The following is an 11,256-nucleotide window of genomic DNA, read 5'->3' as shown; positions in this document are numbered from 1 at the left end:
CTCCGCTTTCGACCGAGAAGATCGAACCGTTAAAAGAGCCAAACATCACCGCCCTTTCAACTCCTTCCAGGCTTCGATGAACTGAAGCAACCCGCTGTCGAAAACCGTGTAACTCATTGAATCTCAAGGAGTTTTCCGTTTCGACTGCGCCGGAAGTGGGGCGAATTATAGACATCTAAAATTCGCCGTCAACCCCTATTCCCAACTTTATTCATATTTCAGCGTAATACGTGCAAATGCCTTCTTGCCGGCCTGGCAGACATGGGTCGCGCCCAGTACATATATAAAGGAGCGATCAACCACTTCACCATCCACACGCACACCGCCGGAAGCCAAAAGGTCACGCGCCGCCGCCGAGTTCTTCACCAGGCCCGCTTTATTAAGGACGGCTGCAATCGGCATATTCTCAGCAGAGGCCAGCTCGATCTCCGGCAGATCATCCGGCAGTTCGCCATCCTTCATACGGTTACCCGCCGCGCGATGAGCATTGGCGGCAGCCTCTTCACCATGGAAGCGAGCGACAATCTCCTCTGCCAGTTTGATCTTGATGTCGCGAGGGTTAGCCCCAGCCTCAACATCTGCCCGGAAGTCATTGATCTCATCCATCGAACGGAAGCTGAGCAGCTCAAAGTAACGCCACATCAGCGCATCCGGAATCGAAACCAGCTTGCCATACATCACACCCGGCGCTTCCTGGATGCCGACGTAGTTGCCCAACGACTTGGACATCTTCTTCACGCCATCCAGGCCTTCGAGCAACGGCATGGTCAGAATGCACTGAGCTTCCTGACCATAACCACGCTGCAGCTCACGCCCCATCAGCAAGTTGAACTTCTGATCGGTACCACCCAACTCGACATCCGCGCGCAGGGCAACCGAGTCATAACCCTGAACCAGCGGATAGAGGAACTCGTGAATAGCGATCGGCTGATTGGTGGTGTAACGCTTGTCGAAGTCATCACGCTCGAGCATACGTGCGACGGTGTACTGCGAAGTCAGACGAATGAAGTCCGCCGGACCCATCTGATCCATCCAGGTGGAGTTGAACGCAACTTCGGTTTTCGCCGGATCGAGAATCTTGAATACCTGAGACTTATAGGTCTCGGCATTTTCCAGGACCTGCTCGCGAGTCAAAGGTGGACGGGTGGCACTCTTGCCACTTGGATCACCGATCATCCCGGTGAAATCACCAATAAGGAAGATCACCTGATGCCCTAGTTCCTGGAACTGGCGCAGCTTATTAATAAGCACGGTGTGACCCAAATGCAGATCCGGGGCGGTTGGATCGAAACCAGCCTTGATACGCAGCGGCTGGCCGCGCTTGAGCTTCTCGATCAGCTCGGACTCGACCAATAGTTCTTCCGCACCACGTTTAATCAGCGCTAGCTGCTCTTCAACCGACTTCATAACAGACCCGCAAGGCTCAGATTCAAAGGGAACCAACCATACAAGATCGTGCACCAATTACAAGTTTTGCCCGGCGCACGGACACCAATCTACAGGCAGGCTGTCTGTAGACTTGCTTCGGGGATGATTTGGTTATATTTTATACAGTTATTTCATCTTCATCATGTCATTCATCTTTTCCAATTCATCTTTTTTCAAAGTCAAAACTACTTATGACCACTGAACCGTCTAAAGCGCCACCGCTTTACCCGAAGACCCACCTGCTCGCCGCAAGTGGAATCGCCGCCCTTCTCAGCCTGGCGCTCCTGGTATTCCCTTCCAGTGATGTTGAAGCCAAAAAGACGACCCTGAGCCTTGAACTGGAAAGTCCTGCTGAACAACTGACACAAGATCAAGACGCTGCTGACGCGGTTCAAGCCACAAATGAGCCAGTAGCCTCACCTTTCGCCCAGATCGAAAACAGTACCGAAGACACCCCGAAAACCGCGGAAGCCGAACCTGCGCCAGCACCGGTTGCCGATAAGCCAAAAGCCCCGGGACACCGTGAAGTCGTTGTCTCCAAGGGCGATACGCTCTCTACATTGTTCGAGAAAGTCGGTCTGCCAGCCGCTGCCGTGCATGAAGTCCTGGCCAGCGACAAACAAGCCAAACAGTTCAGCCAGCTCAAGCACGGCCAGAAGCTCGAGTTCGAATTGAACCCGCAAGGTCAACTGACCAGCCTGCACAGCAAGGTCAGCGACGTTGAAACCATCACCCTGACCAAGAATGACAAGGGCTACGCGTTCAGCCGGGTAACCGCCAAACCTACCGTTCGCACGGCTTACGTTCACGGTGTGATCAATAGCTCTCTGTCACAATCCGCCGCGCGCGCCGGCTTGTCCCACAGCCTGACCATGGATATGGCCAGCGTCTTCGGCTACGACGTCGACTTCGCTCAGGACATCCGCCAGGGCGACGAATTCGACGTGATCTACGAGCAGAAAGTAGTCAACGGCAAAGCCGTGGGCACCGGCCCGATCCTGTCTGCGCGCTTCACCAACCGCGGCAAGACCTACACCGCCGTGCGTTACACCAACAAACAAGGCAACAGCAGCTATTACACCGCCGATGGCAACAGCATGCGCAAGGCGTTCATCCGTACCCCGGTGGACTTCGCCCGCATCAGCTCCAAGTTTTCCATGGGCCGCAAACACCCGATCCTCAACAAGATCCGCGCCCACAAAGGCGTCGATTACGCCGCACCACGCGGCACACCAATCAAGGCTGCCGGCGACGGCAAAGTGCTGCTGGCCGGTCGCCGCGGCGGCTACGGCAACACGGTGATCATTCAACACGGCAACACCTACCGTACGCTCTACGGTCACATGCAGGGCTTCGCCAAAGGCGTGAAAACCGGTGGCAGCGTCAAGCAGGGCCAAGTGATCGGCTATATCGGTACCACGGGCCTGTCCACTGGACCGCACTTGCACTATGAGTTCCAGGTCAACGGCGTTCACGTCGACCCGCTGGGCCAGAAGCTGCCGATGGCGGATCCGATCGCCAAGTCCGAGCGCGCACGCTTCCTTGCGCAGAGCCAGCCGTTGATGGCGCGCATGGACCAAGAGAAGGCCACCATGTTGGCTTCGAGCAAGCGCTAAGCCATGGCTCTGTATATCGGCGTGATGTCCGGCACCAGTCTCGACGGGCTGGACATCGCCCTGATCGAGCAGACCTCGGCGATCAGGCTGGTCGCCACGCACTACATCCCCATGCCCGAATCCCTGCGCGCCGAGCTGCTTGGCTTGTGCGCCAGCGGCCCCGACGAGATCGCCCGCTCGGCGCTCGCCCAGCAGCACTGGGTAAACCTCGCCGCACAGGGCATTCATACCCTCCTCGATCAGCAGCAACTCAAGCCTGAAGCCATTCGCGCCATCGGCAGCCACGGCCAGACCATTCGCCATGAGCCCGCTCGCGGCTTCACCGTGCAGATTGGTAACCCGGCGCTACTGACCGAGCTGACCGGCATCACCGTGGTCAGTGACTTCCGCAGCCGCGATGTTGCGGCCGGTGGCCAGGGTGCGCCGCTGGTGCCAGCCTTCCATGAAGCGTTGTTCGAAGAGCGTAACGGTAACCGTGCAGTCTTGAATGTCGGCGGTTTCAGCAATCTCAGTCTGATAGAGCCGACCAGGCCTGTAGCCGGTTTCGACTGCGGCCCTGGGAATGTGCTGATGGATGCCTGGATTCATCAGCAACGCGGCGAGAACTATGATCGCAACGGCCAGTGGGCAGCCACCGGCACAGTTGAGCCAGTCTTGCTGAAAGCTTTGCTCGGCGACCCGTTCTTCGTGACCAAAGGCCCGAAGAGCACTGGCCGGGAAGTATTCAACCTGCCTTGGCTGGAACACCATCTCGCAAAGCTGCCGCCCTTTGCGGCTGAAAACGTGCAGGCAACGCTACTCGAACTGACGGCCCTGACCATCGTCGAATCGCTGCAAAGCGCTCAAACCGATACCCGGGAAATGCTGGTCTGCGGCGGCGGCGCTCACAACGCTACGCTGATGAAGCGTCTTGCCGACCTGCTGCCGAACGCTACCGTCGCCAGCACCGCCACTCACGGCGTCGATCCGGACTGGGTCGAGGCCATGGCCTTCGCCTGGCTGGCCCATTGCTGCCTCGAGGGCATTGCCGCCAATCGCCCGAGCGTCACCGGCGCCAGAGGCCTGCGGGTACTCGGCGCCATCTACCCCAACTGAACAAAACGCCGACAACAAAAAACGCCGCAGAACCGTAAGGCTCTGCGGCGTTTTGTTGTGTGCAGACGAGGTGCGATCAGATCGAAAACGAAGAACCGCAACCACAGGTTGTGGTGGCGTTCGGGTTCTTGATCACGAAGCGCGAACCTTCCAGACCTTCCTGGTAGTCCACTTCGGCACCCGCCAAGTACTGGAAACTCATCGGATCGACCACCAGACTCACGCCTTCGCGCTCGACGATGGTGTCGTCCTCGGCCACATCCTCATCGAAGGTGAAGCCGTACTGAAACCCCGAACAACCGCCGCCCGTAACGAATACGCGCAGCTTCAAGCGATCATTCCCCTCTTCATCGACCAGGCTCTTCACCTTGTGCGCAGCACCTTGGGGAATTGCAAAGCCGTGGGGGTGAAGGATTCGACGCTCATGCTGACTATCTCCCGGCGTTACGCCGCCATAATGCGTGATGACGCGCATTATCCGCTTGTCCTAGAAAATCGGTCAACTATTGTTACGGTATATCAATAAACCCGACCAACTGCCCAGAATGCAAAAAGGCCCGTTTGACGGGCCTTTTTGCTGTATTGCCGAAAGTGTTACGGCAGCATGCCGGCGTGGGACAGCCCGAAGCGCTCATCCAGCCCGAACAGGATGTTCATGTTCTGCACCGCCTGACCCGACGCGCCTTTGACCAGGTTGTCGATCACCGACAGCACCACCACCAGATCACCATCCTGCGGACGGTGAACAGCTATGCGGCAGACGTTGGCGCCGCGCACGCTGCGGGTTTCCGGATGGCTGCCGGCCGGCATCACATCGACGAACGGCTCGTTGGCATAACGCTTTTCAAACAGCGCTTGCAGATCCACCGAACGATCAACCACGGTCGCGTAAAGCGTGGAGTGAATGCCACGAATCATCGGCGTCAGGTGCGGCACGAACGTCAGACCGACGTCCTTACCGGCAGCGCGACGCAGGCCCTGGCGAATTTCCGGCAGATGACGGTGACCTTTCACCGCATAAGCCTTCATGCTTTCCGACGTCTCGGAATACAGCGAGCCTACAGAAGCACCGCGACCAGCACCGCTGACGCCGGATTTGCAGTCGGCGATCAGACGCGAAGTGTCAGCCAGCCCCGCTTCAAGCAGCGGCAGGAAACCCAATTGTGTGGCGGTTGGATAGCAACCCGGCACGGCGATCAGGCGCGCTTTCTTGATCTGCTCACGATTGACTTCTGGCAGGCCGTAAACCGCTTCGTCCAGCAACTCAGGCGCGCCGTGCGGCTGGCCGTACCATTTGGCCCACTCTTCAGCGTCTTGCAAACGGAAGTCCGCGGACAGGTCGATGACCTTGGTGCCCGCCGCCAGCAGTTCACCGGCCAACGCATGGGCAACGCCGTGCGGCGTGGCGAAAAACACCACATCGCAAGCACCCAGGGTTTTGATGTCAGGCACGCTGAACGCCAGACCGTCGTAGTGACCGCGCAGGTTCGGGTACATGTCAGCCACGGCCAGACCGGCCTCGGATCGGGAAGTGATCACCACCACTTCTGCCTGCGGATGCTGTGCCAACAGACGCAGCAGTTCGACACCGGTGTAACCCGTGCCGCCGACGATACCGACCTTGACCATAAACCTGCCCTCAACGAACCCACTGGAAAGCCGTCGATAATAGGGGCCGCGCGCCCCTGCGACAACCATCAAGGTGACGTGCGGACGCTCAAGCCTCTACTATCCCGGCTACCGTGAACCTGGGAATAACTAAAAATGCTCTATCTGTGGATCAAAGCGTTTCATATCGTCAGCGTCGTCTGCTGGTTTGCCGGGCTGTTCTACTTGCCGCGGCTGTTCGTTTATCACGCGCAAAGTGAAGACGCGATCAGCAAGGACCGCTTCAGCATCATGGAGCGCAAGCTGTATCGCGGCATCATGGGCCCGGCGATGATCGCCACGCTGATCTTCGGCGGCTGGCTGATCTACCTCAATCCGGGCATCTTCAGCATGGGCGGCTGGATTCACGCCAAGCTGACCCTGGTGGTCTTGCTGATCGGCTACCACCACATGTGCGGTGCGCAGGTAAAACGCTTCGCCCGTGGCGAGAACACCCGCAGCCATGTCTTTTATCGCTGGTTCAATGAAGTGCCGGTTCTGATATTGCTGGCTATCGTAATTCTGGTCGTGGTCAAGCCGTTCTAACTTCTATACAGGCATCACACCTCGGGGGATTTCCAATGTCGCTGCCCGCTCTGCTCGAACAACGTCTGCGTCTGCCGGTAGTGGCAGCGCCGATGTTCCTGATATCCAACCCGGAGCTGGTCCTCGCCTGCTGCCGTAACGGCGTGGTCGGCAGCTTCCCGGCGCTGAACCAGCGTGAAAGCAGCGGCTTCAAGGCCTGGCTGGAGCAGATTGAAGCGGGCCTGGCGACGCTGGACAACCCGGCGCCGTATGCAGTGAACCTGATCGTGCACAACAGCAATCCGCGCCTGCAGGCGGACTTGGACATCTGCGTCGAACACAAGGTGCCGATTGTCATCACCAGCCTCGGTGCGGTGAAGGAACTGGTGGATGCCGTGCACAGCTACGGCGGTCTGGTGTTCCACGATGTGACCACGCGCCGGCATGCCGAGAAAGCTGCCGAAGCCGGAGTCGACGGTTTGATCGCCGTTGCGGCGGGCGCCGGGGGCCATGCCGGTACCTGGAGTCCGTTTGCGCTGATCGCCGAGATCCGCGAGTTCTTCGATAAAACCCTGCTGCTTGCAGGATGTCTGAACCATGGCCATGAGATCCTGGCCGCACAGCTGCTCGGCGCGGATTTGGCCTACTTTGGTACGCGATTTATCGGCACCACCGAAAGTCATGCGCCTGACGCCTACAAGGACATGCTGCTGACAGCCAAAGCGGCGGACATCATTCATACTCCTGCAGTCTCCGGAGTACCGGCCAGCTTCATGCGCCAAAGCCTGGAGGCGGCGGGTTTCGACATGGCCGCGCTGCAAGGCAAGGGCGAAGTCAATTTCGGTGACAAGCTCAAACCGATCAACGACGAAGCCAAAGCCTGGAAGACCGTATGGTCCGCGGGCCAGGGTGTGGGCCAGATTGACGACCTGCCGAGCGTGGATCAGTTGATCGCCCGGCTCGACACGGAATATCGTCAGGCGCTGGAACACGCTGCGCAATTGCCGAAACGCTGGCCACGCTGAGAAAAAGCAGGCCAGTCATCCACCGACTGGCCTTACACTTGCTGACCTTAAATTCATTCGCGACAAGGATGCCTCGGCCATGAGCGAACCCCGTTACAAGATCGTTTTCGACGGTGCTCTACAACCCGGTGTCGACCTCACCAGCGCCAAGCTCAATCTGGCGGCCCTGTTCAACAGCGATGTCGCTGCCATCGAGCGCCTGTTCAACGGCAGCACCGTCGCCCTCAAGCGCGACTTGACCCAGAGTGATGCGCAGACTTATCTGCAGGCACTGAGCAAAACCGGGATCGACGCGCGGATCGAGGCGGAAACGGCAATCGAGCTGAACCTGGCTGACGTGCACGAACATCAGCCCGCCATTGCCGAGCCTGCCTCGCCCTACGCACCACCGCGCGCCAGCGTTGGCGAGAACTTGCCGGCCTTTGCTGAACTCAAGCCGTTCAGTGTCGAGGGCCGAATCGGTCGCCTGCGGTTTCTGGCCTGGACGATGGTACTGAGCCTGGTAACCCTGCCGATCGTTGGAATATTCGCTTTGCTCGCGCTCGGACTGGTCAGTGGCGACTCCACCACCGGTCTGATCATCGGCGGGATATTCGCGTTCTTTCTGTTCCTCGGTTTCATCATTGTCAGCATTCTGTTCAGCGTGCAGCGCCTGCACGACATCGGCTGGTCCGGCTGGCTCTGGCTGCTGAACCTGGTGCCGTTCGTGGGCAGCTTCTTCCCGCTGGTGATCATGGTCGTACCGGGCAACACCGGGGCCAACCGCTACGGCCCGCCGCCGCCGCCCAACAGCACCGCGGTCAAAGTGCTGTGCTCGTTGTGGATCGTGTTCTTCGCCCTGGTATTTGCCGGCGGCATGCTCGGCGGTATCTCGGCGATTCAACAGGAATACGAAAGCAACCTTGAGAGCAGCTACGAAAGCGGCTCGGTCACCACTGATGAAGTCGAGGTCGAGACTGAACCGGCGAATTCCGTGGACGATGCAGCCGAAGCGCCCCCGGCCCCTGTAGACTCTGCGAAAGAATGAACAACGCTCCCCGCCGTGACACCTGCGTCGCTGGCGCGGAGCTGTTGCGATGGAGAATTGCATGACCCGTTACGCTCTGATCACTGGCGCCTCCAGCGGCATCGGCCTGGCCCTGGCCGAAGCGTTGGCCCGGCGCGGCCGCAGCCTGATTCTGGTGGCCCGCCAGCGTGATCAGCTGGAAAGTATCGCGATCGAACTGACCCAGCGCTTTGGCGTGGAGGTGTTGTTCCGCGCCTGCGACCTGGGCGAGCCATTGCGCTTGTCCGGGTTCCTGCTGGAACTGGAAGAAGGCGACCGGCAGATCGACCTGCTGGTCAATTGCGCCGGCATCGGTACCTGCGGCCCGTTCCTCGCCCAGGACTGGATGACCGAGCAGGATCTGATCGAGGTCAACATCCTCGCCCTCACCCGTCTGTGTCACGCCATTGGCAACAGCATGGCGCTGCAGGGCGGTGGGCAGATCCTCAACGTCGCCTCGGTGGCGGCGTTCAATCCCGGCCCGTGGATGAGCACTTACTACGCCAGCAAGGCTTACGTATTGCACTTCTCCGAAGCGCTGCGGGTTGAACTGAAGCAGAGCGCGGTCAAGGTCTCGGTGCTCTGCCCCGGCCCGACCCGCACCGCATTTTTCCGCACTGCGCAGCTCAACAGCGACAAACTCAAGGACAGCAAACTGCTGATGAGTCCGGAGGAAGTCGCGCTGTACACCGTGCGCGCGCTGGAGAAAAACCGCGCCATCATCATTCCCGGGAGGCGCAATCGCTGGTTCGCCTTCCTGCCACGCCTCGGCTCGCGCTGGCTCAATCGCACCATCGTCGGCATGGTCAACAAGGCTTACTGCCCGCGCTGAACTGTCCTACGGCAAAACACTGGGCGGGGGCATTCCCCATGCGTACACTCAGGCCAGCCCACACAACGGAGAAAACAGCAGTGGATACTCTGTTCACCAAGATCATCAACCGGGAGATCCCGGCCAAGATCATTTACGAGGACGACCAGGTTCTGGCGTTCCACGACATCGCCCCTCAGGCACCGGTGCATTTTCTGGTGATCCCGAAGAAACCGGTGCGTACCCTCAACGACCTGACTGAAGACGACAAGGCACTTGCCGGGCACATCCTGTTCACTGCCCAGCGTCTGGCACTGGAGCTGGGCTGCGAGGAAGGCTTCCGGGTGGTGATGAACTGCAATGAAAAGGGTGGGCAGACCGTCTATCACATTCATATGCACGTACTCGGTCAGCGCCAGATGAACTGGCCGCCGGGCTGATACCCAGCAAACCCGTGTAGGAGCTGCCGAAGGCTGCGATCTTTTGATCTTGATCCTGAAAAAACAAGATCAAAAGATCGCAGCCTTCGGCAGCTCCTACATACAGCAAATCAAGCGCAACACAGCGGCAAATGACCCAGCGCAAACCTTCCCCGGCCGATTCGGTTAAACTGACGGCCGAGATTTTTCCCGGAGGTCAGCATGACTACCCAACGTCACTACTCGCCGATTGACCGTCTTCTGCTGCAAGCCGATGCCGCGATGCGTACCCTGCTGCCCTTCAGCGGCCAGCCCTACCGCCCGTCGCCAGCCATCGTGCAACCGGATGTGCAGATGAGCGACGAGGACACCCGCCATGTCGCCGGCCTGATGCGCATCAACCACACCGGTGAAGTCTGCGCCCAGGCGCTATACCAAGGGCAGGCGCTGACCGCCAAGTTGCCGCAGGTGCGTGCCGCCATGGAACATGCCGCCGAAGAAGAAATCGATCATCTGGTGTGGTGCGAACAGCGCATCCATCAACTGGGTAGCCATACCAGCGTGCTCAATCCGTTGTTCTACGGGATGTCGTTCGGCATCGGCGCTGTGGCCGGCCTGATCAGTGACAAGGTCAGCCTCGGTTTCGTCGCAGCCACCGAGCATCAGGTGTGCAAGCACTTGAACGAGCACCTTGAGCAATTGCCGGCCGAGGACGAGAAGTCCCGGGCGATTCTGGAACAGATGCGCATTGATGAAGAACATCATGCGGAAAGTGCACTGGATGCGGGTGGTTTCCGCTTTCCGGCGCCGGTGAAGTTCGGGATGAGTCTGTTGGCGAAGGTGATGACCAAGAGTACTTATCGGATCTGAGATCGGTATTGCTGCTGAGGGCCCCTTCGCGAGCAGGCTCGCTCCCACAGAGTCTGTTTCGGTAATAAAAAAGGCGACTACCGTAAAGTAGTCGCCTTTTTTTGTGTCCGGGAATCTTACGTCGGCATGTTGCGCGCGTAGAAGATTTCCAGCATTTCGTGTTTCACACGCTCGGTCACCTGAGCACGCTGCTCGGAAGACAGGTTGCTGGTGGCGTCGCCGAACAGGTAGTTATCCAGTTCGAAGTTCTTCAGCAGCATTTTGGTGTGGAACAGGTTTTCCTGATACACGTTCACGTCGGTCATCTGGTACGCGTCGCGGGTGTCTTCGGAGAGGTAGTTCTGGATCGAGTTGATCTCGTGGTCGATGAAGTGCTTGTTGCCTTCAACGTCACGGGTGAAGCCGCGCACACGGTAGTCCACAGTCACGATGTCCGAATCGAACTGGTGAATGAGGAAGTTGAGCGCTTTGAGCGGTGAAATGACACCACAGGTCGACACGTCGATGTCCACACGGAACGTCGCGATACCGGCGTCCGGATGGATTTCCGGATAGGTATGCACCGTGATGTGACTCTTGTCGAGGTGGGCAAGGATGATTTCGGGCAATGGACCCGGGGACTCTTCGATCTGGCTGTCAGTCGGGGTCACCGGCTCTTCCGAGATCAGAATCGTGACGCTGGCACCCTGAGGCTCATAATTCTGACTCGCGATGTTCAGAATGTTGGCACCAATGATTACGACAACATCCGTGAGGATCTGCGACAGGCGATCGG

Annotated in this window: 11 protein-coding genes and 1 pseudogene; 8 read left to right on the top strand and 4 right to left on the bottom strand. The window is 58.8% G+C overall.

Features of this window, described 5'->3' with window-relative positions; translation table 11 throughout:
* Positions 1-207: 207 nt before the first annotated feature.
* Positions 208-1,407: a tyrosine--tRNA ligase gene (gene tyrS / locus ACIOUG_RS25630; protein WP_401069773.1), complete on the bottom strand. Its 1,200-nt coding sequence runs from the start codon at positions 1,405-1,407 to the stop codon at positions 208-210.
* Between the two features lie 212 nt (positions 1,408-1,619).
* Here tyrS and ACIOUG_RS25625 point away from each other — a divergent pair, with 212 nt between their 5' ends.
* The gene (locus tag ACIOUG_RS25625; RefSeq protein WP_401069770.1) at positions 1,620-3,044 is read left to right on the top strand and encodes a peptidoglycan DD-metalloendopeptidase family protein; all 1,425 of its coding nucleotides are present in this window, start codon (positions 1,620-1,622) and stop codon (positions 3,042-3,044) included.
* Positions 3,045-3,047: 3 nt separating this feature from the next.
* On the top strand, positions 3,048-4,139 hold the full coding sequence (locus ACIOUG_RS25620; RefSeq protein WP_401069767.1) for an anhydro-N-acetylmuramic acid kinase: 1,092 nt from the start codon (positions 3,048-3,050) through the stop codon (positions 4,137-4,139).
* Between the two features lie 76 nt (positions 4,140-4,215).
* On the opposite strand, the pseudogene erpA reads toward ACIOUG_RS25620, so the two are convergent.
* A pseudogene (gene erpA, locus ACIOUG_RS25615) lies at positions 4,216-4,565 on the bottom strand (iron-sulfur cluster insertion protein ErpA).
* 168 nt (positions 4,566-4,733) lie between these two features.
* The gene (gene argC, locus ACIOUG_RS25610; protein WP_047296942.1) at positions 4,734-5,768 is read right to left on the bottom strand and encodes an N-acetyl-gamma-glutamyl-phosphate reductase; all 1,035 of its coding nucleotides are present in this window, start codon (positions 5,766-5,768) and stop codon (positions 4,734-4,736) included.
* Between the two features lie 135 nt (positions 5,769-5,903).
* On the opposite strand from argC, the gene hemJ reads away from it, so the two are divergent.
* The 6 genes from hemJ to coq7 all read left to right on the top strand — a co-directional run bounded on the left by hemJ (position 5,904) and on the right by coq7 (position 10,481).
* Positions 5,904-6,332 carry a protoporphyrinogen oxidase HemJ gene (gene hemJ / locus ACIOUG_RS25605; RefSeq protein WP_285419354.1) on the top strand — a complete coding sequence of 143 codons (429 nt, stop codon included), beginning with the start codon at positions 5,904-5,906 and terminating at the stop codon, positions 6,330-6,332.
* 35 nt (positions 6,333-6,367) lie between these two features.
* Positions 6,368-7,336 carry an NAD(P)H-dependent flavin oxidoreductase gene (locus ACIOUG_RS25600; protein WP_401069764.1) on the top strand — a complete coding sequence of 323 codons (969 nt, stop codon included), beginning with the start codon at positions 6,368-6,370 and terminating at the stop codon, positions 7,334-7,336.
* A 79-nt stretch (positions 7,337-7,415) separates the two neighbouring features.
* Entirely contained in the window at positions 7,416-8,363 is a 948-nt protein-coding gene (locus tag ACIOUG_RS25595) for a DUF805 domain-containing protein (protein ID WP_401069761.1), read from the top strand.
* A gap of 61 nt (positions 8,364-8,424) precedes the next feature.
* Positions 8,425-9,213: an SDR family NAD(P)-dependent oxidoreductase gene (locus ACIOUG_RS25590; protein ID WP_401069759.1), complete on the top strand. Its 789-nt coding sequence runs from the start codon at positions 8,425-8,427 to the stop codon at positions 9,211-9,213.
* 80 nt (positions 9,214-9,293) lie between these two features.
* On the top strand, positions 9,294-9,632 hold the full coding sequence (locus tag ACIOUG_RS25585) for a histidine triad nucleotide-binding protein (protein WP_003228789.1): 339 nt from the start codon (positions 9,294-9,296) through the stop codon (positions 9,630-9,632).
* Positions 9,633-9,833: 201 nt separating this feature from the next.
* Positions 9,834-10,481, top strand: a complete 648-nt coding sequence (gene coq7 / locus ACIOUG_RS25580; protein ID WP_027610738.1) for a 2-polyprenyl-3-methyl-6-methoxy-1,4-benzoquinone monooxygenase — start codon at positions 9,834-9,836, stop codon at positions 10,479-10,481.
* Positions 10,482-10,597: 116 nt separating this feature from the next.
* On the opposite strand, the gene speD is transcribed toward coq7, so the two are convergent.
* On the bottom strand, positions 10,598-11,256 hold a 659-nt coding region (gene speD, locus ACIOUG_RS25575), incomplete at its 5' end, for an adenosylmethionine decarboxylase (RefSeq protein WP_401069756.1).

The sequence above is a fragment of the Pseudomonas sp. NPDC087803 genome (assembly GCF_044742995.1).
In the GTDB taxonomy this organism is placed as follows: Bacteria; Pseudomonadota; Gammaproteobacteria; order Pseudomonadales; family Pseudomonadaceae; genus Aquipseudomonas.
Note: the sequence above shows the minus strand (reverse complement) of the source record. Positions and strands in the feature narration are given on the sequence as shown.

Coding starts and splice junctions, on each gene's coding strand:
- ACIOUG_RS25620 (WP_401069767.1), top strand. CDS start 3,048: ATGGCTCTGTATATCGGCGTGATGTCCGGCACCAGTCTCGACGGGCTG.
- ACIOUG_RS25600 (WP_401069764.1), top strand. CDS start 6,368: ATGTCGCTGCCCGCTCTGCTCGAACAACGTCTGCGTCTGCCGGTAGTG.
- tyrS (WP_401069773.1), bottom strand. CDS start 1,407: ATGAAGTCGGTTGAAGAGCAGCTAGCGCTGATTAAACGTGGTGCGGAA.
- coq7 (WP_027610738.1), top strand. CDS start 9,834: ATGACTACCCAACGTCACTACTCGCCGATTGACCGTCTTCTGCTGCAA.
- ACIOUG_RS25625 (WP_401069770.1), top strand. CDS start 1,620: ATGACCACTGAACCGTCTAAAGCGCCACCGCTTTACCCGAAGACCCAC.
- ACIOUG_RS25595 (WP_401069761.1), top strand. CDS start 7,416: ATGAGCGAACCCCGTTACAAGATCGTTTTCGACGGTGCTCTACAACCC.
- argC (WP_047296942.1), bottom strand. CDS start 5,768: ATGGTCAAGGTCGGTATCGTCGGCGGCACGGGTTACACCGGTGTCGAA.
- hemJ (WP_285419354.1), top strand. CDS start 5,904: ATGCTCTATCTGTGGATCAAAGCGTTTCATATCGTCAGCGTCGTCTGC.
- ACIOUG_RS25590 (WP_401069759.1), top strand. CDS start 8,425: ATGACCCGTTACGCTCTGATCACTGGCGCCTCCAGCGGCATCGGCCTG.